This window comes from Hungatella sp. SL.1.14 (genome assembly GCF_024460495.1).
GTDB lineage: Bacteria > Bacillota > Clostridia > Lachnospirales > Lachnospiraceae > Hungatella > Hungatella hathewayi.
Map to the genome: position 1 here is coordinate 1 of NZ_JANFYJ010000046.1, position 23,654 is coordinate 23,654.

Sequence of the window (23,654 nt, forward strand, 5' to 3'; positions counted from 1 at the left end):
CCATATCCAGCTTCCTTCAGATTCCACCTCACGGTGGACACCCTTGCCTTCGGCTATATCCTTCCCACCACCGGGCGGATTCCGGACTTGCACCGGTTAGAAACGTGCGCCGCCGGGCGCACCAAAGCAGGAGGCAGGGTCTTAAATGGCCCTGCCTCTTTCTACTCCCTGCTTATTCGGAACCAGCCGTCACGGACTTCTTAGCTCCGCTCACACGGCCGCATCAATATGCGGCACCGCGTTTCCACAAGTCTGTCTCATAGCTCATCATATCGTTAAATATTACAAACTCCGGTTTCGGTAAGAGGAACGGCTTTACCGTTCTCCGCAGTTCCCCGGCAAACCTCGCGCAGACTGCATCTCTCTCCCTCTTCTCTTCCTCATCAAGCGGCTTGAGCAGGTAATCCAGAGATAAATGGTATCGGAATGTATCATGCCAGGAATGCCTGATTCCGGTTACTTCCGCCACTTGATCCCGGTAGGCGCGCAGCTTGTCCGCGCTCTCTTTATCGTGGGGTTTTAATATAATCCTGATCTCCTCACAGTCCTCAACCTCCACGAATACCCCTTCCGGAAGCGGCACAGCAGCAACGCGTTCCTTCAGAATACGGTCAATTCCCTGAAAGGTTTCGTCCGCTGCCATTCCCTTCGGCCAGTACGGCGTTCCCCGGTCGATCTCCCGGCAAAGGGTCAGCACCGTCATATGGAAGGACGAGGGCGGCAAAAATGCCAGTTTTTGAGAAAATCCGCACTTCTTCAGCGCCTCCTGGACTCTCACGGCCTCATCGAAGACCGGCCATCTCTGATCATTTAAATAGCTGACTATGGTATTTCCGTAATAGGGAAGCGGACTGCCGTTTTCATCAAATTTATATACTGCCTCCTCTAAGATCATCGTAATTCTTTCTCCTTTATCCTCTTTCTTTTAAAGCCGCGCTCTTTCTTCCATATACAAACACGATTGTCGCCGTCGATACAATCATAATAATCACAGAATAGACGAATGTCAGCATCTGCGCTTCCGGAGATGAATCCGGACTGGTTGCGGTATTTAAGACAACGCCCAACGGCTGGAACATCGGATGGAATAAGAACACGGAAACATTGTATTCGGCCAGCTGCTGGATGAAGTTCAGCAGAAATACGGACAGGATCGTCGGCCACAGAATCGGAAACAGGACCTTTAAGTAAGTCCTGGCCGGCGAAGCACCCAGATTCTTGGCCGCTTCCTCCAGGGAGCCGTCCAGCCCCGCATAGGCGGCCTTTATCATCCTCAGCGTATAGGGCAGTTTTAAGATAATATAGCCTATCAGCATAATGTAGACCGTTCCGGTCAGCGTCGTCCCGAATGTAAACGGAGTCGGCTTGTCGAAGGTCATGACCAGGCCGAGGGCGATCAGGGTTGCCGGTAAAAACCACGGAATCTGCAGCAGCATCTCCAGCGTTCCCGTCAGCCTGTTGTGATATTTCGTAAGGATTCTGGCTATGAACAGCATGATGGTGACCACAGTCACCGCGGCCGCGGCCGAATAGAGCACACTGGTGAGAACCGGCTTCAGTCCCGTCGTCGAGCGGAACACAGTTAAGTAATTGTTGAGTGACAGATTGGAAAGACTGATATTTCCGGCGTACAGATCCTGAACCGACATAAAGGAGAAGATAAATACGAACAGCAGCGGAATTGTCTGAACAAGAGCCGCAATGTGCGCCGTCACTGTAACGATACCGTTTAGAACCGGATTTTTAATTTTCATTTTCTTAAGCGGGGTTTTTACTTTTGAAACCGACACGTAATTTCCCCGGCTCTCAATATAATTTGAGATTCCCAGCACAAGAATCGTTATGACTCCCAAAAACAGGGCCAGAACGGCCGCATAATTCCTCGTCGTCAGTGTCTTGGAAAATGACATGACCAGGGGATTGATCGTCTCAAAGTTTTCGCCGCCCAATACCTGAGGTGTGGCAAAGGCTGAGATACCGACAATGAAGGTCAGGATGGAGGCCGCAAAGATGGAGGGCTTTAAAGTCGGCAGTACAACCCTGCTCAGGATCTTTTCTGCACGGACTCCCATATTCTGGGCCGCCTCGATGGTCTGGTAATCGATATTCTTTAAAGAATCCCTTACAAACATAATATGGTTGGAGGTTCCCGCGAAGGTCATCTCAATCAGCACCGCACCAAAGCCCCGAAACCAGTACGGATTCATATCCGGGTAAAGCTGCATCAAATTAGCCGTCAAAAATCCCTGGCTGCCGAACAGGAAATTATATGCCGTGACGAGAACCATTCCGTTACAGATTAACGGGGAGTGGAAGGCGATATTCAGCCATTTGGAGCCTTTGATATCGAAGTAGTCCAGTACCAGAATTTCAAAAATACCGAGCACATTGACCGTAACCGTAAGCGATACGGCCAGTACAAAGGAATGAATCAGCGCCCTCACCACCCTGGCGGAATGCATGATCTGCATGACCGGCTTCGCGTCAAATTTTCCTTCCGGGAACAGCGTGATTTTGAGCAGGGACAGATTCCTTCACATTTTCAACTCTCACGTAGATATGGTCCGATGGATTTAAACCGGCGCCTTTGTTCTGCTCGTTCAACTGGGTGATCAGACTTTCTGTCATACGGTTCGTATCGCCGATAAACGTGGTGACAAACTCTGAGGCGGGATGGTAATAGATTTCCCTCGGCGTTCCCACCTGCTCAACGCCTCCATTATGAAACACCGCGATCTGGTCGGAAAGCGTAAGCGCCTCCTCCTGGTCGTGGGTGACATAGATCATCGTCGTTCCGGAGGCCTTCTGTATCTTTTTCAGCTCCAGTCTCAGAGACTTGCGAAGCTTTGCATCCAAGTTGGACAGCGGTTCATCCAGAACAATGATCTCAGGATTTAACGCCAGGGCGCGTGCAATGGCGACTCTCTGCTGCTGTCCTCCGGAAAGTGCAGATACATTTTTCTTCAGCTGCTCGTCTGTTAAATTCACCATGGCCGAGACTTCCGCGACTCTCTTACGGATCGCGTCCTTCGCCCACTTATTCTCTTTCAGCCCGAATACGATATTTTCTTCCACTGTCATGGTTGGGAACAGGGCATAGCTCTGAAATACCATCCCAATCCCCCTTTTTTCAATCGGTTTGTCGGTGATGTCTTCCCCTTTTACCACGATGTTTCCTTTCGTGGGCTTGATAAAGCCCACTAAGGAACGCAGCGTCGTAGTCTTTCCGCAGCCGGAAGGCCCCAAAAAGGTAAAGAATTCTCCTTTTTTTACTTCAAGAGTTAAATCCTTTATAGCGGTAAAATCACCGAATTTAATTTCTATATTGTTAAATTTTATCATGAGGACATTCTCCTATTCCTGCAATCTATCTGCACATGCCCGATTAATAGATTTCAAGCTGAATCTTTGCCACCCAGTCATCCATCATTGAATTTACGTAAGCCCAGTCCGCTTCCTGCGGTTTATAATGCTCCTTCACCTCTTTGATGATCGGGACCATACTGTCCTCAGCCTTTTTATTCGCAACCATATTGCCGTTTTCCGCTGCATATGCACCGATCACTTCCGCACTGCCCAGCCAGTTTGCAAAACGCATGGATTCCTCCACCATTTCCTGGTCTTTATTTGCCACAACGGCAATCTGATTCGTATTCGTAGGCTCTCCCACCTCGGTATAGACAATCAGTGGTTTTATGTTATAGCTCTCGCTCTTTCCTTTTAATCCGGAGGCAAAGGTAAATGTAATCGGCACTTTGCCGGAGGCCATGTTTCCAAAATCATTCTCTCCCTTTGGAGTCTTATAGCCATTGTCAAAGTAAGCTTTTATCGCCTTCCAGCCCTCGTCGGAAACGCCCAGTTCACCTGCCGGGTCCAAATACTGGACGAGAATTCCGCCCACGATAGCCCGGTTGGTATTGCCGTCAAAGGTTGTCGGAACCGCGTATTTTCCGTGAAATTCTTCTTTTTCCCACAGATCCTGGTAACTCTTCGGAGCGGTTTCTTCCGTATAAACATCCGGATTGCAGACCAGCAGCTTGGGCTGAATCTCATAGGACCAGGAATATCCGTTTTCTTTGGAAAGCCCTTTCACATCCTCAGCCCATTCCGGCGTGAACTTTGCCAGGGAGCCGGCTTCCGCCATGGCGGTAAACTGATCCTCCGAAGGCCCCCAGATTACGTTGGTTGTCGGATTATTAATCTCAGATATAACGCGTGCCGTCGCATCTCCCGCTCCCAGCGCTACGATTTCCACATTAAATCCGGCCTCCTGCGCATGCTCTGAAAGCCAGACGTCTCTTCCGTCGCTGGCATTGTTCGTGACAAGCACAAGCCGTTTGCCGGTCGGCTTCTGGGACAGTACCGCCTGATTATCTGCAGGCGCCTCCTCTTCGCTGTTCCCCTGTGCCTCCGTCTGCCCTGCATCGGTCTGCTTTGCCGCCTCTGTCTGCGCTGCGGTATCTGACGGAACCGCCTCCTTCTTTCCGCATCCTGCTGTACTTACCGCTGCTGCCGCCAAAATTCCAATTAAAACTGCATTTTTCAATTTCATTTTTCTTCCTCCATTTGATTTAAATTTTTAGCAGTTGAATTTGTTCATAAGTAAAATGCCTCAATCTGTCATAAAACGCACATACGTCCTGTCATCGAAGCTTGTCTGACCTTTTTTTACACCCTTGGTCGATAAATATTTCTTATAACAGCCCGGGTCATGAATCAGAATTTCTTTTAAATTCTCTTCTGTCTTTCTCAGAGTTTCTTTCACCTCCGGATACCCGTCGCTCGTCAGAATCACTTCATGAGCACCCTCTCTGAGCCGGATCACTTTTATCAGGCTTTCCGGTATGGCCTGTCCATTGAAGACGGAGTATCCATATTCCGTCGTGTCGTCGTTGGCATAGATTGTCGCCCGCAGAATCCATGGCAGAATAATTTCCCTTGCAGCATCATGCTCCTCCCATTCTTCCCGGTACAGACCCGCCGTATTTCTGCGTTCCTGTTCCAGCGTTGAGAGAATCAGGCTACGCATTTCCGAAAGGACGACATCGCTCTTTTTCGGATTCAAATATACCTCGCCATCTACGACCGCCTGACAGTCGCCTATCATCCATATTTCCCTGTAAAAAGCGGAATAGATCACACAGGCTGCCTGGAGCCCCTTCTCTCCTCTGTCGTACGGGAAATCAATCTGGTCATAAAATGCAGTAATCTCACCATTTACCCGTTCCACAATCTCTCTCAGCGGTTCATCACCGCGCAGCGTTTCCAACACACGGTAAATGATTTCGGAAGCCAGTTTTCCCGTTGTCTTTCCATGATAAAGAAAATCAGTTTTCGATGTAACTCCGTCAATTACCGCAATATAATTTTCTGATTGAAAAAAGGCGTCTTCGCACAACCGCTCATTTACCTTGCCTTTTTTAAACGTTTCCAGAATTTTTATTGCCACCACCCCCTGTCATGTTTTATGATCTGTCAAACAACAATCTTTGTTATGTCTCTGTCCTCGGTCAATGCGGCGGTCATATCTGCGGCGTCATAGTCTTTTGAAGCGCTGATCATCGTCTGAAGCTGAATTTTTTCGCCCATCCGCCTTGTTTCCATGGCCAGGATCCGATACCCCCTCTCCTCACACAGCTTTTTTACATAGCCTGTTGTCTCTCTGCTTTTTTGAATGTCATCTATGTACTCGACGATTATCTTCCTGTCCTCTTCCTGCTTATCCGCCAGCACTCCGCGGCGGCCCAGAAAGACTTCCACCAGAATAATCATTGCCGTTGTTATCACTCCGATCAGATACATGCCCGCGCCTTCTGCCATGCCTACTCCGACGGTGGCCCAGATTCCGGCCGACGTCGTCAATCCGCTTACCCTGTTATTCTTAAACAGGATTACGCCCGAACCGATGAAGCCGATGGCGGTTACCACCCCCGCGGCCACACGCGACGGATCCAGTTTGATATATTCCCCCAGCACATCGTAAAATCCATATTTCGATATGATGATCATCAGCGCGGACGAGACCGCTACAATCACATGGGTTTTACTGCCGGCCGCCTTATTCCTGTTTTTACGTTCATACCCGATCACCCCGCCGCATATGCCGGCGGCCAGGATTCTGAGCACATACTCCAGTTCTGTCATAACGGCAAGACTCATACTTTATCCCTGCTTTCTTTTATTTACTCTTTCCTGTATAGTCTTAGTATACTTCCACAGCGCCCTGCTTAACAGATAGGAAACGCTACAATACATTGCGTTTTGTCTCCTAAATAAGTGTAACTTTTATTGAATTTTACAATTGGGCTGTTTCGTTATTTTAAATTTTACATAAATTATGGCAACATTTTACCGATACTCTTCTGAACTGCTCGTTTATATTTTAACACTTTCACCATATCACATTTTTCTTTGCAGTAATACAAATTGCAATTTTCTTAGTGAACGGATATAATGGATACAGACTGAAAACCATGAGGAAGGAAATCAGAAAAGAAGGGGGGTGTTTGAAATAAAGAAAAAATCGGAACCGATGCCTTACTATCATAAACCGCCCATGCGGTTTCGCGATTTTGAGATTCATTACAACCGGGACTACTCCTTAAACCATATCGTGAGAAATAAGCACAGTTATTATGAATTCTATTTTTTGATTTCAGGAGATGTCACTTATTACATCGAAGACAGGGAGTTTGATTTAAAGCCGGGCGCTATCATACTGATCGCACCGGAGCAGTACCATCAGGCCACGATCAATACCCGGACGGGACAGGCGTATGAGCGCTACGTTCTGTGGCTGGACCCCGAATATCTAAAGCGGCTGTCCACGGATAAGTCTGATCTGCTGCTGCCATTTCAAAAGACTTATATTACCAGCGCCCATATTCAGCTGACCAGAGATATGCAGATTCTGATCAACAATCTGCTGGAAATGATTTTGACCAGCTCCGTCTCTCAGGAGTACGGCGCCGATCTTCTCACAAATTCCTATATTATAGAGCTTTTAGTCCACATTGCCAGGATGAAGCTGTTCCAGCAGGATACGTATTTAGACCAGCGGCTCAACGATAATCCGGAAAACAGCCCCATCATCACCAATACTCTCAACTATATCAACAGCCACATCTATGAGGATATCAGAATTCAGGACATTACCGACTATCTCTACATCAGCCGCTCCTATCTGTCGAGGGTATTCAACGAGGAGATGGGGCTTTCCGTCCACCAGTTCATCGCAAAAAAGAAGCTGTTTCTGGCCAGACAGGATCTGCTCGGCGGGACGCCTGTAAAGGAGATCTGCCAGAAATACAGTTTTGGAAATTACAGTTCTTTTTACCGGGCCTTCCGGACGGAATTTGGACAATCACCAAGGGCTGTCAGAAAAAATGTTTAAGAGGCTAAAGGGGCTGCGGGCACCGAAGAGGGGCGGAACTGTAGCACAATACGAGAAAAAGGGATTGACACACGTTTTTTTTTGTGTTATTATGCCTTCATCAGATAAAAAAGAATAGTTTTATCCCATTTTAAGGAACCATATGGTTTACTGTTTCTGGAACTAAACAGCCCGCCATATGGTTTTTTTGTTGCCATTTTTTCAATCAGGGAGGTTATTTTATGCAGAACAAACAGGATTTTATGAAGACAAAACCGGTTTTTCCACTTTTATTGTCCATGGCGGCGCCGATGGTGCTGTCCATGCTGATTCAGTCGCTTTACAACATTGTAGACAGTATCTTTGTGGCACGGCTGGGAACGGAGGCGCTTACTGCGGTCTCTCTCGTTTACCCGCTCCAGAATATTGTCCTGTCGCTTTCCGTGGGTGTGGGCGTCGGTATCAATTCGGTCATCGCCAGAAGACTTGGTGAACAGAAAGCGGAGGAAGCCAACAAGGCCGCCTCGATTGGTATGGGACTGACCTTTTTGCACTGCATTCTGATCATCCTTTTCGGTTTGCTTGCAACGAGGCCGTTCCTCTCCATCTTTACTTCTGATGAACAGACGCTTCAATGGGCCTGCCGCTACTCATACATCGTCCTGTGTTTCTCCGCAGGCAGTCTGATTCATATTTGCTTTGAAAAAATATTCCAGTCTGTGGGAGCCATGTTCCTGACGATGATATCCCTGCTGGTTGGTTGTATTACGAATATTATTCTCGATCCGATCCTGATTTTCGGATTGTTCGGCCTTCCCGCCCTGGGCGTCACCGGTGCAGCAGTCGCAACAGTGATCGGGCAGTTCTGCTCCCTGTTCGTCTATCTTGTGATATATGCAAGAAAAGATATCGGTATTAAAATCAGTCCGAAATACTTTTCTCTGGATAAAAATACGATTTTGCAGATTTACAGCGTGGGAATCCCCTCTTCCCTGATGCTGGCAGCACCTTCCCTCATGTCGGGTGTTCTGAATTTTATGCTGACCGGATTTTCCGATATTTACGTGGCGATTCTCGGTATTTACTTAAAGCTGCAGACATTCCTTTACACGCCTGCCTCCGGTATCGTCCAGGCGCTCCGGCCGATCGCGGGTTATAATTACGGGGCCGGCGAACGGGAGCGGCTTCACAAAATAATCCGCTGCAGCATGCTGCTGGTTGCTGCCATCATGGCAGCCGGAACCGCTGCGGCCCTCATATTCCCGGAACAGATCTTCTCTATATTTATTGATGACGCCGCTCTGATCGGTCCGGGCAGCACCGCACTGCGCATCATCTGCCTCGGCTTCCTCGTATCCTCCGTCAGCGTCGTGTACGCCGGAGTGTTTGAGGCACTGGGCTGCGGCAAAAAATCACTGCTGATCTCGCTGATACGGCAGATTATCATCATCATTCCCCTGGGCTTTATCCTGTCCCGAATCTGGGGGCCGGTCGGTATCTGGGTATGCTTTCCAATCGCAGAATTCCTGGCGGCCGGGACGGCGCGTTTTATGGTGAAAAAACAGAATATTTGATGTGGTAAAAAGAGTTATCATTTCGCCTGCACACTTCGATTTGCACAGAAATGACAAAAAATCCGATGTGCCCAGCACATCGGATTTTCCCTTTAAAAGCCTGTTTTCGCCCCGTCATTTATACTTCTGTTTCGTCATACAAAATCTCATCAATCCTTCTCAATTCCTCTTCCGTAAACGCCATGTTCTCCATCGTCTTTAAATTCTCCACGATCTGTTCGGTACGGCTTGCCCCGATTATCACAGATGTCATACCCTTCTTCTGAAGAACCCAGGCCAAAGCCATCTGAGCCAGGCTTTGGCCGCGTCCGTCGGAAATCTCCATCAGACGCTTTGTAATCACCTCCACGGAACCGGTCACATGATTTGCATTTAAAAATACACTTGCCCCGGCTGCTCTGGAGTCTGCCGGAATTCCATTTATGTACTTGCCGGTCAGTATCCCCTGTGCAAGAGGTGAAAATGCGATCGCCCCCACGCCGTGCCTGTTCAGCACATCAAGAACCGCTTCATTCTCCCTGTGAATCATTGACATCTGCATCTGGTGAATCAGACAGTGTATCCCCATTGTGTCAAGCATCCGAACCGCATCTTCCGTCTGCTCCGCGTTGTAATTGGAAATTCCCACGTATAACGCCTTTCCGCTCTTAACAATTCCCGCCAGAGCGTCCATCGTCTCTTCCAGCGGGGTATCCAGGTCCGGTCTGTGGTGGTAGAAAATATCCACATAATCCAGCTTCATGCGTTTCAGACTCTGGTCCAGGGACGCCACCAGATTCTTCTTCGATCCCCATTCCCCGTATGGTCCGGGCCACATATAATAGCCGGCCTTTGTGGAAATAATCATTTCATCCCGATAAGGCTTCAATTCCTCTGTCATCACACGTCCGAAGGTTTCTTCCGCGCTCCCCGCCTCCGGACCATAGTTATTTGCCAGATCGAAATGTGTAATTCCCCTGTCAAAGGATTCCAGCAGCATCTCCCGGCATCCGGTAAAATCCGATGTATTCCCAAAATTATGCCACAGTCCCAGCGACAGGGCTGGAAGAAGCAGGCCGCTCTTTCCGCACCGGTTGTATTTCATGGTCTCATACCGTTCTGCCTTTGCAATGTACTCCATTTCTCGCCTCCGTCTCATTATCGTAAGTTTCTTTATCGTATTACAGTACTAGAAATCCGCCAGTTCGTCAAAATTACGCTTTAACCCATCGGCCAGAACTCTGGCATCCTGTCCGAATACCACCCACTGGATTCCCTTGCTCACAGCCTTTGCTGCCTCTTCCCTCGTCGCTCCGATGGCCGCTCCCAGAGTCAGGCCTTTGGCCCTGACCCGTTTACAGATATCGTCATAGACCGCTGAGAGTTCATACTGCTTCTCCCCTGTCTGGCCATTAATAGACCTTCCTAAGTCCGCTGCTCCAATGAACAGGGAATCAATTCCCTGCACTGCCATGATTTCATCCAGATTTTCGTATCCCTCCAGCGTTTCTATCTGCATGATCTTAAGCACACGGCCATACGCAGTCTGAATATATTCATCCTCGTTGATCAGTCCATACCGTATGGCTCTGATCGGTCCCTGGCCGCGCACTCCGCCATAATCGGGATAGGAGCAGGAACGAACCGCCTCCTTCGCAACCTCTGCGCTGTTCGTGAACGGAAAGATAATTCCATCCGGTCCCATGTCAAGGATCGCCTTCATGGCTTTCGCATCCACTCCCGGCACTCTGACAAATGCGGCACAGCCCGCCCCCTGAGCAGCCACGATGTGATGAAAGATTTCCTGTCTGTCCAGTGGTCCGTGTTCCGCATCAATCCACACGTAATCGTAACCAATATACCCGGCCATCTCACTTACCATGGAATCAGCCATATTCAAAAAGAATCCTTTTACCAGCTTTCCTGCTGCTATCTTTTTTCTGATTCTGTCAGCATGATTCATTCTATTTTCATCTCCATTTCTGTCCGAATTTTACGGACTCTTTTTTTCAACCCTTAACCGCTCCCAGCGTCACACTCGATAAAAACTTATCCTGGAACATAAGGAATACAATAATAAGCGGGATTGTCACCAGCGTACAGCCGGAGAGCACCAGTTCCCACGGTACCGACCGGGCGGAATCCGTCTCATTTAAAGTCGGCAGGATAACCATAATCGGCATCAGTTTCTGCTTCGTCAGCATCATCTTCGGATACAACAGCTCATTCCATTTGCTTAAAAACTGCAGAATTGCAAGCGCACCGATGGAGGGGGAAGAAATCGGAAGAACGATCTTAGAGAAGATTCTCCACTCCCCGGCTCCGTCGATTCTCGCAGCCTCAATCAGAGAATCCGGAATCGACATCATATACTGGCGCATCAAAAACATGGCAAATACATTGGCCGCCCCCGGAATGATCTGCACCCGGTAGGTATTCAGCCACTTCATTTTGGAAAAAATCAGATACAGCGGCGTGATGTTTAACTCGGCCGGTATCATCATGGTGATAAGGAGCAGCAAAAACAACACATTTCTGCCGCGGAATTTGAACTTTGCAAATGCATACCCCGCCATGGAGGCCAAAAGGCAGGACAGCGCCGTGTAACTGGCCGCCACAAAGATGGAATTGCCAAAGGTTCTTAAGATCAGGCCGGAATTAAAGCTTAAAAGGCGCTTAAAATTCGCCAGTGTCGGATGGACCGGAAACCCGGCAGAGTTTGTATACAGCTCCTGGGAAGTCTTTAAAGAGCCGGTAATCATGATAAACACCGGAAACACTGCTATAAAACATGCAAAGATAACAACGGCATTCAGCAGAACCGCTTTCCCCTGTCTTTTCGTCATTCCTCATCACCTCCCAAAACCTTCAGCTGAACCAGTGTCAGAACCAGAATCACTGCCACCAGAATCCACCCGGCTGCAGACGCCATTCCAAACTGGCCCCCCGACATACTGTTGATGATCAGGTTGATATAGGGCGCAACCTTCATGGACGGATCGTAGTTCTGTGCAAGCAGCAGATTCGGCTCCGTATAGATTTTAAAGGAACCAATGGCGTTGGTGATAAATGCCACCATGAATGTGGGCTTCATCATCGGAAGAATAATATGCCACAGGTTCTGGAGCCCGCTGGCTCCATCGATGGAGGCCGCCTCCGTGATATCCTCTCCGATCGTCGTCAGGCCTGATAAGTAGATGATAAAATACCAGCCGATGCCGCGCCATGACAGAAGTACCACGACAGTCCAGCGCATCCAGGCCGGATCTGTCAGAAACGGAATTGTCTTTCCAAGTATCTGGTTGATAACGCCGACTCTCTCACCGAAAATAATTTTGAAGCAGAGGGAACTCGCAACTACCGCACAGATCTGCGGCAGAAAAATAAGCGGTTTATAGATGGAACGCATTTTTCCCGCACTTTTTGACTTAACGGCCAGAGCAAGCAGAAACGAGAACGCCATCGTCGGAATAAAGCTGAAAATAAAGTAAAAGACTGTATTCCCCAGACATTTCCACATTGTATCGTAATGAAAAAGATTTTTATAATTTTGCAGTCCCACCCATTTTGCCGCGCCATATCCGCTGTATTTGAAGAAGCTTAAGCCCAGGGAGTAGAGGGCCGGCCAGAGAAAAAACAGCAGATAAATTACCATAAACGGCAGCAGAAACAGATAGGGGACGGCGGTTTTCTTTAATTTATACCGGTTCAAACTGTCTACGCCTCCTTGAGTATCGAATTGTATTCAAGAGAAAAGGCGACGAAATGCTTCATCGCCTTTCTCCCTGCACACTTGCCGGATCGGCCCATTCTACCCTTTTATTCGAACGGATTCCCGATCTGATTGATCATATCATCCTGAGCCGCCTTCAACGCCTCATCGAGTGTCATATTCTCCTGTAAATACTCATCAAGATACTGAAGAACAATCTTCTGCTCCTGGGAAGAGGCCGGATTATATGGGAAAATCTTTAAATATTCCATGGCTTCACTGTTCACCTTGCCAAGGCTGCATGCATAATATTCGTTGTCACCGTTATAGTACTCGTCTTCAGCTGCGGATTTCAAAGCTGGAAGTACACCGGTTACATCGAAAATAATCCTGGCTGCCTCCTCGTCGAAGCACATCTTTGTCATAATCTCCGCTGCCAGTTCCTTATTTCTGGCTGCTGCCGGAATTACCCAGATTGCGCCGCCGGCGTCAGAACCTTCTCTGATTTCTTCCGGCCATGGGGCCATAGCCCATTTTCCCTTCTGGCTCTCAAGGTTAAAATTCTTAAAGTCTGTCTTGAACCAGCCGCCGATGAGCTGGGAAACGATCTCGCCATTATCAAATGCCGGCGTCCAGTCTGCAGACCACTCCGCCGCGCTGGACATCACATCAGAATCATACAGCTTCTTCATCCGTTCAAAGGTCAGCTTAACGTCTTCATTGGAAGCCAGGTTATAGTTACCGTTTTCATCACAGAAGCCCGCTCCCGTACCGCTTAACATCATCATGAAATCATATCCCTGAGTCGGTACATTATAATTTTCCATGCATGCATTCGGATATTTCTCTCTGATTTTTTCTCCGGCCGCGATAAATTCATCTATTGTCTTCACTTCCCGCACATCCACACCGCACTCCTCAAAGATATCCGCGCGGTAGAACCACACTTTTGGCTTAACCTCTCTCGGCAGCGCGTAATAGGTGTCATCGTACTTCATAATACTCTTTGCGGCGTCGATAATCCTGTCCTCGTATTCCGCTATGTAATCATCTAACGGATAAAGAACGCCTGCCTTTGCAAATTCGGGAAGCTGGGTGTAATTCAGGCGTACAATATCCGGAACATTTTCACCGGAGGTTAATGCGAGTCTCAGTTTATCCGCTACATCGCCGTCTCCGCTGCCTCCCAGCTGTACTTCAAAATCCACCTTTTCCGCCAGATCCGGATTCTGTTCCAAAAATTTGGCATTGATCGTTTCATAGTTTTCCGTGGAAGGGAATACCATCATGGACAGGGTCGTCTTCTCCCCCGATGCAGCCCCGCCTGTGGTCTCCTTCTTCTCTCCTGCTTCAGTCTGTACCGCAGACTCTCCGCCCGCCGGTGCCTCACTCTTTGTCCCACAGCCCGCAAGCATGGTTCCCACCATCATCGCACTCAGTGCAAGTGCCGTAATTCTTCTCCTTTTCATAACTCATGTCCTTTCTCTCGTGGTTTTTCATAACTGTTCAAGTAAATACTGGCCAATATCTCTCTTGTTTGTAACCCTATTATATTGGATTTACAATTTTCTGAACATATGCTAATATTACTATATTCTTTAAAATCCTACGATTTGTTGGGAAACACACTGGTAATTTATGGAGAAAAGGGGGATTTTCATGTTTCATCTTCTAATCGTCGAGGACGAAAAACGAACGCGCGAGGGTTTATGCCGCCATATCGACTGGAACGGAATCGGAGTCGACCCAGTAACTGCTGTCGCCGGTGGAATGGAAGCGCTGCTGGCAGTGGATGAAATCCGCCCCGACATTCTGCTGTCCGATATCCGGATGCCTCATATGACCGGCATCGAGCTGGCATCCATCATCCGTAAAAAATTTCCCAGATGTAAAATCATCTTTCTAAGCGGTTATGCAGACAAAGAATATCTTATGTCCGCCATTGAGCTGAAAGCAGTCAACTACATAGAAAAGCCCATCGATCTGACTGAGATACGGAATGCGGTGGCAAAAGCGGTGGTGCAGCTGGAATCCGAGCTGAAGGACGAGCTGATCCACAGTGGGTTTCAGAAAACGCTCCCTATTATCCACGAAGAAATCGTCTCTGCCCTCATCTCCCCGGATTTAAACTGGGAAAAGTTCAGCCAGGACTTTATCCCCCTCTATTTTACCTGGAGTAAAATAGGAAATTATTCTGTATCCTGTATCCGGCCGGGCAGAAAGCTTACCAATGATTCAGAGGCAAAGAAATTTCTCGCCTGTATTTTAAAAGCGCTTGAGAAGGTTCCCGGCCTGACCTCAGATGATTATCTGTGTACCATGATGTCACCCAAGGAAGCTGTACTCATCTGCAGAAACCTTTTATCCCCGGCCATATCCTCCGTTTTTAAAGAGCAAAACGCTGCGTTCACGGAAAACAGCCTTCCGGAGGCTTCATTCGGAATCAGCACTCCCTGTCTCTCTCTCACCGGAATTTCGGAACTCTATCACGCGGTATCCCGGAGTACAGAATATGAAAGCTTCTATTCCGAGAAATACGGAATCTTCGATTTAACAGTACCGCTTCATGCAAAAGAAGCTCCTAAGAATCTTTTCAGCTCCAAGGAGCTGACTCTGTCCGGTGCAGAGACGCTGTTTGATACCCTGTCCCGTGAAAAATATACGGATATTCCCTTTATTCGCGGGGAACTGTATAAAATCTATATGATGGCCATAGAAAAAAGCTGGGATGAAAAAGTGGTATCCTGGGATGAATTTGAGATGTTCTCTTTTGAGGAATACAGGGAATTGATTTGCTATGAAGTCAATACCATACAGCTTCTGGGAAGCGATATCTATGACATTAAAATCAAAAATGCGGTACACTATATCCTGTGGAATTATTCAGATGCAGACCTTTCCATCAAAGTCATTGCAGACCACGTAAATCTGTCTCAGAACTATTTAAGCACACTGTTCAGAAAACAGACCGGCACCACGATCAATGATTTTATCTTAAATATCCGCACGGAAAAAGCGTGCCGCCTCTTAAGCGGAACAGATCTAAAGCTTTATGAGATTGCGGAGAAAATCGGTCTTTCAGACGCCAACTACTTAAGCACCGTCTTCAAAAAACGGTATGGTGTCACGCCCACACTTTACCGAAAAACCGTACAATGACCCCGGACGGAGTACGGAAAAGCCCTGCAGAAGGAGAATACCCATGAAAATAATCCGTAATATCAAGCGCTGTTTTTCTTCCATGAACTATATGAAGAAGCTGTTTTTCTCTTATTTCTTCATTATCTTCCTGATACTCATGATCTTCTCTATGACCAGTTCCTACTATTCATCTAAATCGGAGACGAAGCAGGCACTTTATACAGCCAGGAACATGCTGCATCAGACGACGGAATTCCTTAGCTACAAGGTGACATCCATTAAAAATATCATCAACGTAATCAGCGCTGATGAGACGATTCAGACGCTCATTGCTGCAAGTGATGAATTTACCCGGGAAAGCCAGAACAACTGGATTATTTTAAGCACCACCGCCAAGAGTATCATGTATAATGCCAACACCTCCAAGGACATTCACAATATCCGTCTTTACGCGCTCGAGGGCTCCATCTCTTTCGAAAACAGCAAGGAATTCAGCCAGCTGACCGACGAGGAAAAAGAACGGTGGAATGAACGTTCATCTGAGAAGAAAAATATCAGTTCTCTGTGGCTTCCCGCCTCGTTTTTCAGTTCCTCAGACAAACTCGGGGCAATCACCTATGTGAAGAAAATTCCGGATTCAAAAAACCTCAATCAATACCTGGGTACTCTGACTGCAACCATCAACAATTCGGCCTTCCGGGATGTGATTGCCCAGGCGGCAGCTACTCTGCATACCTCCGTACTCCTTTATAATTCTTATGGGGAGACGATCATGTATCACGGAGAAGAAGGTTTCTTTACTCCAGAAGACATTGAAGCGCTTCAACTGCAGACAGTTTCCGACACGGATTCAGAGCTCCAGCGGATCAAATATCATGGAGAAAATTATTTTATCGGAATCCGGCCTATCAGCGGCTGCGACTGGACCCTGGCTATTTTAACTCCCTCCTCCGATATTTTAAGTGCTACAAGGCGTTATCAGCAGCAGACACTGATTCTCGTCATTCTGCTGATTGTTCTCCTGATTCCGGTACTGTACCGGACTTCAAAACAGTTAAGCTCCCGCATCTATGTGCTGAAGGAATATATCTCCAGAGCCGTGAACGCCAATTTTGAAATCGAACCGCTTTGCAACGGAAGTGATGAAATCGGTGTTCTGACAGACAGCTTCAATGATATGGTCAGACAGATTTCCGGTCTTCTGAAGGAACAGTACAAACTGGGATATGAAATCAAGGATCTGGAATTTCAGGTGCTGCAGTCACAGATCAATCCTCACTTTCTTTACAACACCCTGGATATGATCTACTGGCTCGGAATCGACAGTCAGACACCCGATGTGGCTGATGCCGCCAGGGAACTTGGCCGTTTTTATATGCTTAGTCTCGGCCATGGGGAAACCATCGTCACAGTAAAGAATGAACTGGACCATGTTGCCGCCTATGTCAATATTCAGAACATGCGGTTTGAAAACCATTTCAAACTGATCACTGATGTGCCGGAGGCACTATACAACTACAAAATCATCAAAATCATTCTGCAGCCTCTGGTTGAAAATGCGATTCTCCACGGACTCCGTGAAAAGAGTTCTGAGTCCGGAACGATCACCATAAAAGCCAGGCTTGATGACGGTGTTATCACAATCTCCATCGAGGATGACGGCGTTGGAATTCCGCCTGAAAAGCTGGACTCCCTTCTTACCAAAAATGAAAAGTCCGGATACGGCGTATGGAATATCCATGAGCGGATCCAGCTTTCCTATGGCCCTCAATACGGCCTCCGCTACACCAGCAGGCCGTATATCGGAACCACGGTATATATCACATTTCCGGCGCTGTTATAAGAATAGGGCCGACTGCAAAAAAGAAGGAAATCAGACTTAACCGGTTTCTGCGCAGTGCAGTACCATGATCTGATTTCCTTCCTTTTGTAAAAGATTATCCCTAAAGTTAAAAAGCAGCTTTCTGCTACGGCTTCTTATCCGCCGTATCACTCTGGCTCTTTCCCTCCTTCTTCAAAGCCTTCAACTCAGCCTTTACATCTTTCAAAAATGCATTCCATTCATCCTCATGCGCTACAAAATACCTGGGGCAGTCCTTGCCCGTAGCGTCATAATGGCGTATCACGTCTTTTTCCGTCAAATCCAGTTCCAGGCAGAGCCAGGCAGTCAGCCTGACCAGCGAATTGTATGTAGCATCCGTAAACTTTCCAGTCTCATCGGGATGGCAGTTCTCAATGGAAACCGAATCCAGATTCTTTTCCTTCGATGTAGAATAAGCGATCTCATCAAGCGGGATTCCCTGAAGAATCTCCCCGTCAAGGCCGATCACGAAATGACTGCTGGCCGAGGTCGCATTGTCTCCCTTCTGGTCTTTTAAGTTATTAAAATAATTCCAGTTCTGCTTCGCACTCGTTCCCGGATTTGCAACATAGTGAATGATGATCTCATTCACCTGTTTCATCTTGATTCCGGGTCTGGAATACGGATTCACTTCAAAAAAATCCTGAGTGATCCAGTCCGGGGCCACAAGTGCGCTCAAATCAATCTCCCGCCGCGCCGTCCTGCTTTCCACATACAGGCTCAGTGCACCTAAAACCGCTCCGGTCAGAAGAGCCAAAAACGCGGAAAAGATTCCAAACAGGATTCCCGCTTTCCGCCGCTGCCTCTTAAGCCTTCTCTGTCTTCGTATTCTGGAGCGCCTCCGCATCTCTAAATCTTCGTATCTTTCCCTATCCTGCTTCATTCGTAATGGCTCACCTCGCCCCCGTTTTACTCTTACATAAGTGTAAAGCGTGAGGGCCTGAAATGTCAACATTCATACTATTAAGCTTTTATTACGAATTTCTTCCTGTTTTTACAGTAATTCATTAAATTTTGCAGCTTTTTAAAACATCAGGCTTTTCCCATGTATATACTGACAATAGAATAGTTATTGATCAGGAAGGAAGGCATCTTATGAATCCAAATCATGAATCATGCCAGAGCCCCTGCCCGGGCTGCTGTCCAAACTGCTGCCCGAACTGCTGTCCTGCTCCAGGGCCAGGACCATGCCCGTGTCCCTGTCCAAACGGCTCTGTCGGGCCGACAGGACCTCAGGGACCTCGCGGTGCAACTGGCGCAACTGGTCCTCAGGGGCCTCGCGGCGCTATGGGCCCGACGGGGCCTCAAGGGCTTCGCGGCGCCATGGGCCCGACTGGGCCTCAGGGGCCTCGCGGTATAATGGGACCAGCCGGACCTCAGGGAATCACAGGACCGCCAGGCCCCATTGGTTCCAGAGGTACGGCGGGGCTTCAGGGGCCAACGGGCGCCCAGGGAGACAGGGGACCGATCGGACCTACCGGGGCCCAGGGCTGCAGGGGAGCTACTGGACCGGCCGGACCTCAGGGTGACCCGGGACCAACAGGTCCTCAGGGTGTCAGGGGGCTCAAGGGAGATACAGGCTCCCAGGGGCCAACAGGGCCTGCCGGCAGTACCGGCCCCGCAGGACCTCAGGGAATCGCAGGACCTACCGGACCGGAAGGTCCCATGGGGCTTCAGGGACCTCGCGGCGCTACTGGAATCCAGGGACTGCAGGGGCTGCCGGGGCCGGAAGGTCCGAGAGGAATTCAGGGCAGCACCGGACCGGCTGGACCAACTGGAGCTGCTGGAGCTACCGGAGAGGCCGGGCCGACTGGTCCGAGAGGGGATCAGGGACCGGCCGGCGTACCAGGACCAGCAGGAATTACCGGAGCGACAGGGCCCACAGGCCCTACAGGCAGTACAGGCGCGGCGGGCGAGGAAGGCCTGGCGGGCGCCACCGGAGCTACCGGGGCCATGGGACCGGCCGGGCCGACTGGACCAACCGGAGAAACAGGCAATACCGGACCTGTGGGACCAACCGGCGTTACCGGACCGACCGGAGCCACCGGACCGGTTCCCGACGACATCTACGCATCCTTTATCAATTTCGCCGCACTGCTTACCGACGCCTCTCTCATTCCCATGGGAATTGGAGTTTCCGATCCCACGGGAAATATTGTATTATCAGACCCGACACGAATCACGCTTGCCCCCGGAATATACGCCATTTTTTACGAGGTATCCGCTTTACTTGCCGATTCCGGCTTCATGCAGGTCACCCCTTACTATAATAATGCCCCCCACATTGAATATGGAATCTACTTCATGACCAATTCCGGGCGTTCCAGCGCCTTCGGTTCTGTATCATTTATGATCGAAGTCCCGGTTCAGACCGTATTCAACCTAACCTTCAACAGCCCGGTAACTGCTACCGAAGGGACGCTTACCATGGTGATCCATAAACTGAGACGAGAGGTATAAAATAAGACTGCCGGTCTTTTAAGGCAGCACTTTCATCATAGAAAAACAGAGCCGGACAGTGTATGAAGTTACCCGTTCACACACTGTCCGGCTCTGTTTTCCCGATATCAGCATCCTGAAGACACCGTCTTATTCCGGGCACCGCCCTTACTCCTTCCGGATGCCAGCACTCCCACTGTCAGAATCACGGGAAATACCAGTGCTGCCAGAATTCCAATCCTTAAATCATCTCCAAATGCCCCGGAGATACGGCCTACCACAAGAGGCCCTCCGGCACACCCGATATCACCCGCCAGTGCAAACATGGCGGTTCCTCCGCCCGGAATCTTTTTCATGGCCAGGCTGAAGGTGGAGGGCCACAGCGCCCCCACCGCAAAGCCGCAGAGTGCGCAGCCCGCCAGGCTCAGCACCGGCCACGGAGATAAGGCGATCAGCAGATAGCTTACCACGCAGAGCCCGCCGCTCCCCAGCATGATCCTCTCCAGCGAAATTCTGTCGCTGTATTTTGCAGATACCACCCTGGAAACCCCCATAAAGAATGCAAACGCGCATGGTCCGGCCAGATCCCCAACGCTTTTGGACACATGCAGTCCCGACTCGGCAAATGCGGACGCCCACTGGCTCACCGCCTGTTCGCTTGCTCCCGCACAGATCATCAGCACCATCAGGATCCAGAACACCATTTTTCCGGAAAGCCTGCGGATCGATAAGCCTTCCTCCTCTTCCGCCAGTGTCCGGATCGGAACCAGAAAGAAATACAGCGCGTTGGCCAACGGCACAGCGGCCCAGATCACGGCCAGCACCTGCCATTGATCGATGCCAAACAGATAAAAGAACGCTGTTGACAGAATGACAACTCCCATGTGCCCCCAGCAGTAAAAAGAGTGGAGAAGGCTCATGGCCGCCGCCTTCCTCTCCGTGGGACACGCCTCCACGATCGGACTCACCAGCACTTCAAGCAGACCGCCGCCGACAGCATACAGAATAATAGCTGCCATCAGCCCCGAATAGCTGTCCTCCATCATCTGCGGAAACAGTGCCAGTCCGATCAGACCGGCGGCGGCCAGGATATGTGCTGCCACAATACTGATGCGGTAACCGATACGGTCCACAAAATGCGCCGCCAGGAAATCCACCAGCAGCTGAACGCCAAAGTTCACGGTGACAAGAAACGATATCTTTCCCAGAGATATCCCGTAACTCCTCTGAAATGTCAAAAACAGCAGCGGTGCAAAATTATTCACCACCGCCTGGGTGATATAACCAATATAGCAGGCATTTATGGTATGCTTATAGTTTTGTCTGATCTGGCTCGTCATACTGTCCGTCCTTCTGTCCTTCTCTACAGTACCTGGAATTCACAGTTCAAAATCGTCTGATAAATCTCCTCTTCACTGGAACACAGTTCCAGATCGTGGATCAGCGGGGTCGTCTTTACCATGCGCATCAGTGTGACGACCGCCGGAATATGTTCTTTGGAATCACGGCTTGCAAGGCATAAGATCACCTTCGCCTTCTTTTCCCCGAAGTGAACCGGCTGCCGGCTGACCAGCAGGCTTAAGCTGGTCTGATAAATCCCTTCCACTCCTTTTCCATGCAAAAGCGCGAAGGAATCGTCCGATACCGCGTAGAATCCCTGTTCTTCTATGAATTCTATCATATTTTCCGTGTAAGTACTATCAATAAATCCTCTTTTTTCCAGCAGAGCCGCACTCTCCCTCACCGCAGCCTTCCACTCATATTCCTCATCCGTCAGACGGATGCAGTCGAACTTTAAGAAGCTGCTGAAGCTCTTGGGATTGTGTACCTCCTTCACGGTCTGGTATCCCAGTTCCCGCTCGATGACCTCCATAACCCTCGCCCTGGTGGCTTCATCGAGAAATCCCAGCTTTTCCTCGATGGAGTAAAACCCGGAAAGAATCGTTTTTCGGGGAATATCCAGCTGTTCGATGGCCGCCTTATCTTCCGGCCGCAGGATGGGATTTACCACGATACATGGTTTGGGAAGGCTGTTGTTCAGCCTGATCGTCGACAGCACATAGTCAATCCCGGCCCAGTCCGGGTATGCGGACAGCTTGTAGATGGGAATTGTGTCCATGATGTGGATCTGGTACTCGCTGAGCAGAGATTCCTTTAACATGGTTGTCGTACCGTAGCCGTGGCCGCAGACTAAGAGCACCCGCTTATAGGGCGCGCTCTTCATTCGTCTGATACTGGCCATAAAGCAGACGGTCAGGTAGACAATCTCATCCTCATTCGCAGTATCCTTTAAGGTGTCGATTTCCCGGCAGACGGCGGTCATCACCGAGTACAGCTTCCGCTCCTCCGGCCCTAATAAGGATATCATGTGGTCATTGATCTCCACGTGGTTCCGGATCCGCTGAATCAGCGGAATCATATGGTTTAACAGCCCCTCCGCCAGCGTCCTGTCCTTGTCAAACGGCATGTCCAGCCGCTTCGACATGGCCGCAATAAGGGAAAATGTGACAGACTGCGCGTGGACGGGATCCACCTCCGCCCCGCTTCCCGTCATCTTATTGGTAAAATCATACATTTTAGCCATCATATACACATGGTACTCCGATACCGGCCGCCCGATGATCTCCTCCAGCTTCCCGGCAAACCGACCGTAGATCTCCCGGTCAAATTCCGGCATTACCGTGATATCCAGGGGATATTCCTTATCGTGGAGAATGAACCACACGAGCACCACGATATTGGACATGTACCACAGGTAGGAACTGCTGGTCAGTGTGCACCCCAGCTCCTCTAAAAGCCCGTCCACAGCCATCACCACATTGGCGATGGACACGCCCTCGAACGCCTTATGTATGATGTGAATGCAGTAAAATTCATAGGAATTATAATTGGTAAACGGATTGATCAGATAATCAATATATTTTCTGAACTCCTGGTTCATCAGAGTCGTTCTCTTAAGCTTTGGACCGGCCAGATAGAAATGGCCTGAGTAGCCGATTCCCATCTCATTCTTTTTCAGTTCTTCATCCAGGGCCGCCATATCATTTTTCACGGTAGACCGGGAAACGCCGAACTGCTCACTCAGCTTATTGATCTTCAGATCTTCATTCCGGATCATCAGAATTAAGAGCAGGATCGACATGCGTTCCTTCCCCGTATAGACCACCCCGTTCCCCTCTTCCAGGCCCTTTAAATCCAGACTGGCCGGATATGTCAGCAGACCTTTGGAGTGCTTCTCGATCTCCGGAAGATGCTCCAGCGATAAAATATCATTGATCCGGTCCACGTCATAGCGCACACTCCGCTCCGAGACCCCCAGTTCCTTCGCCATCTCCCTGTAGGTGGATTCTCCCTGTGATTTTAAATATCGGATAATATTCAGCATTCTTCCGTTAAACATAGTCCATCCCCTGCGGCCGCGCCGCTTTTCTTTTCTGCTCCCAATACAGAATCGAGTAGGAGGGAGTGATTAACTCCCGTCCTCTCACACCACCGTGCATACCGTTCGGTACACGGCGGTTTCAACGGTTGACGTGCACGGACTGATAGGCTGTGGCTAAATCATAATAGCCTCTG

General features: G+C 49.2%; 20 protein-coding genes. 6 read left to right on the plus strand and 14 right to left on the minus strand.

Features of this window, described 5'->3' with window-relative positions; genetic code table 11:
- Positions 1 to 204 (plus strand): hypothetical protein (locus tag NE473_RS28545; RefSeq protein ID WP_256265469.1); only part of this gene is annotated, 204 nt, incomplete at its 5' end.
- A gap of 19 nt (positions 205 to 223) precedes the next feature.
- Here NE473_RS28545 and NE473_RS28550 read toward each other — a convergent pair.
- The 6 genes from NE473_RS28550 to NE473_RS28575 are packed head-to-tail and all read right to left on the minus strand — an operon-like array spanning position 224 to position 6,159.
- Positions 224 to 895 carry a DUF1868 domain-containing protein gene (locus tag NE473_RS28550; RefSeq protein ID WP_055652342.1) on the minus strand — a complete coding sequence of 224 codons (672 nt, stop codon included), beginning with the start codon at positions 893 to 895 and terminating at the stop codon, positions 224 to 226.
- Positions 896 to 911: 16 nt separating this feature from the next.
- Positions 912 to 2,471: an ABC transporter permease gene (locus NE473_RS28555; RefSeq protein ID WP_242866266.1), complete on the minus strand. Its 1,560-nt coding sequence runs from the start codon at positions 2,469 to 2,471 to the stop codon at positions 912 to 914.
- Positions 2,472 to 2,484: 13 nt separating this feature from the next.
- On the minus strand, positions 2,485 to 3,342 hold the full coding sequence (locus tag NE473_RS28560) for an ABC transporter ATP-binding protein (protein ID WP_081035055.1): 858 nt from the start codon (positions 3,340 to 3,342) through the stop codon (positions 2,485 to 2,487).
- 43 nt (positions 3,343 to 3,385) lie between these two features.
- Positions 3,386 to 4,552: an ABC transporter substrate-binding protein gene (locus tag NE473_RS28565; RefSeq protein ID WP_006776367.1), complete on the minus strand. Its 1,167-nt coding sequence runs from the start codon at positions 4,550 to 4,552 to the stop codon at positions 3,386 to 3,388.
- Positions 4,553 to 4,612: 60 nt separating this feature from the next.
- Positions 4,613 to 5,449 (minus strand): hypothetical protein, encoded by an 837-nt coding sequence (locus NE473_RS28570; protein ID WP_242866267.1) that lies wholly within the window; start codon positions 5,447 to 5,449, stop codon positions 4,613 to 4,615.
- Between the two features lie 26 nt (positions 5,450 to 5,475).
- Positions 5,476 to 6,159, minus strand: a complete 684-nt coding sequence (locus NE473_RS28575; RefSeq protein WP_022033715.1) for an MgtC/SapB family protein — start codon at positions 6,157 to 6,159, stop codon at positions 5,476 to 5,478.
- 343 nt (positions 6,160 to 6,502) lie between these two features.
- On the opposite strand from NE473_RS28575, the gene NE473_RS28580 reads away from it, so the two are divergent.
- Together NE473_RS28580 and NE473_RS28585 are read left to right on the plus strand one after the other, a co-directional pair.
- Positions 6,503 to 7,393, plus strand: a complete 891-nt coding sequence (locus tag NE473_RS28580; RefSeq protein ID WP_022033717.1) for an AraC family transcriptional regulator — start codon at positions 6,503 to 6,505, stop codon at positions 7,391 to 7,393.
- A gap of 221 nt (positions 7,394 to 7,614) precedes the next feature.
- The gene (locus NE473_RS28585; RefSeq protein WP_006775653.1) at positions 7,615 to 8,946 is read left to right on the plus strand and encodes an MATE family efflux transporter; all 1,332 of its coding nucleotides are present in this window, start codon (positions 7,615 to 7,617) and stop codon (positions 8,944 to 8,946) included.
- 118 nt (positions 8,947 to 9,064) lie between these two features.
- Here NE473_RS28585 and NE473_RS28590 read toward each other — a convergent pair whose 3' ends face one another.
- The 5 genes from NE473_RS28590 to NE473_RS28610 all read right to left on the minus strand — a co-directional run bounded on the left by NE473_RS28590 (position 9,065) and on the right by NE473_RS28610 (position 14,106).
- The gene (locus tag NE473_RS28590; RefSeq protein ID WP_006775654.1) at positions 9,065 to 10,066 is read right to left on the minus strand and encodes an aldo/keto reductase; all 1,002 of its coding nucleotides are present in this window, start codon (positions 10,064 to 10,066) and stop codon (positions 9,065 to 9,067) included.
- A gap of 48 nt (positions 10,067 to 10,114) precedes the next feature.
- Positions 10,115 to 10,888 carry an HpcH/HpaI aldolase family protein gene (locus NE473_RS28595; RefSeq protein WP_055652344.1) on the minus strand — a complete coding sequence of 258 codons (774 nt, stop codon included), beginning with the start codon at positions 10,886 to 10,888 and terminating at the stop codon, positions 10,115 to 10,117.
- A gap of 46 nt (positions 10,889 to 10,934) precedes the next feature.
- The gene (locus NE473_RS28600) at positions 10,935 to 11,771 is read right to left on the minus strand and encodes a carbohydrate ABC transporter permease (protein ID WP_006775656.1); all 837 of its coding nucleotides are present in this window, start codon (positions 11,769 to 11,771) and stop codon (positions 10,935 to 10,937) included.
- On the minus strand, positions 11,768 to 12,637 hold the full coding sequence (locus tag NE473_RS28605) for a carbohydrate ABC transporter permease (protein WP_022033721.1): 870 nt from the start codon (positions 12,635 to 12,637) through the stop codon (positions 11,768 to 11,770). The genes NE473_RS28600 and NE473_RS28605 overlap by 4 nt, the downstream gene beginning before the upstream one ends.
- A 107-nt stretch (positions 12,638 to 12,744) precedes the next feature.
- On the minus strand, positions 12,745 to 14,106 hold the full coding sequence (locus tag NE473_RS28610; RefSeq protein ID WP_055652345.1) for an ABC transporter substrate-binding protein: 1,362 nt from the start codon (positions 14,104 to 14,106) through the stop codon (positions 12,745 to 12,747).
- A 190-nt stretch (positions 14,107 to 14,296) separates the two neighbouring features.
- On the opposite strand from NE473_RS28610, the gene NE473_RS28615 reads away from it, so the two are divergent.
- Both NE473_RS28615 and NE473_RS28620 read left to right on the plus strand, forming a co-directional pair.
- Entirely contained in the window at positions 14,297 to 15,796 is a 1,500-nt protein-coding gene (locus tag NE473_RS28615) for a response regulator transcription factor (RefSeq protein WP_242866268.1), read from the plus strand.
- A 43-nt stretch (positions 15,797 to 15,839) separates the two neighbouring features.
- Complete coding sequence (locus NE473_RS28620) at positions 15,840 to 17,621, plus strand: sensor histidine kinase (protein ID WP_242866269.1); 1,782 nt, start codon at positions 15,840 to 15,842, stop codon at positions 17,619 to 17,621.
- A gap of 124 nt (positions 17,622 to 17,745) precedes the next feature.
- Here NE473_RS28620 and NE473_RS28625 read toward each other — a convergent pair whose 3' ends face one another.
- The gene (locus NE473_RS28625; RefSeq protein WP_022033725.1) at positions 17,746 to 18,522 is read right to left on the minus strand and encodes an N-acetylmuramoyl-L-alanine amidase; all 777 of its coding nucleotides are present in this window, start codon (positions 18,520 to 18,522) and stop codon (positions 17,746 to 17,748) included.
- A 440-nt stretch (positions 18,523 to 18,962) separates the two neighbouring features.
- On the opposite strand from NE473_RS28625, the gene NE473_RS28635 reads away from it, so the two are divergent.
- The gene (locus NE473_RS28635; RefSeq protein WP_432762487.1) at positions 18,963 to 20,099 is read left to right on the plus strand and encodes a collagen-like domain-containing protein; all 1,137 of its coding nucleotides are present in this window, start codon (positions 18,963 to 18,965) and stop codon (positions 20,097 to 20,099) included.
- A gap of 107 nt (positions 20,100 to 20,206) precedes the next feature.
- Here the strand turns inward: NE473_RS28635 and NE473_RS28640 are convergent, their stop codons facing one another.
- Positions 20,207 to 21,418, minus strand: a complete 1,212-nt coding sequence (locus NE473_RS28640; protein WP_081035056.1) for an MFS transporter — start codon at positions 21,416 to 21,418, stop codon at positions 20,207 to 20,209.
- A 23-nt stretch (positions 21,419 to 21,441) separates the two neighbouring features.
- Entirely contained in the window at positions 21,442 to 23,478 is a 2,037-nt protein-coding gene (locus NE473_RS28645) for a BglG family transcription antiterminator (RefSeq protein ID WP_055652348.1), read from the minus strand.
- Positions 23,479 to 23,654: the final 176 nt, after the last annotated feature.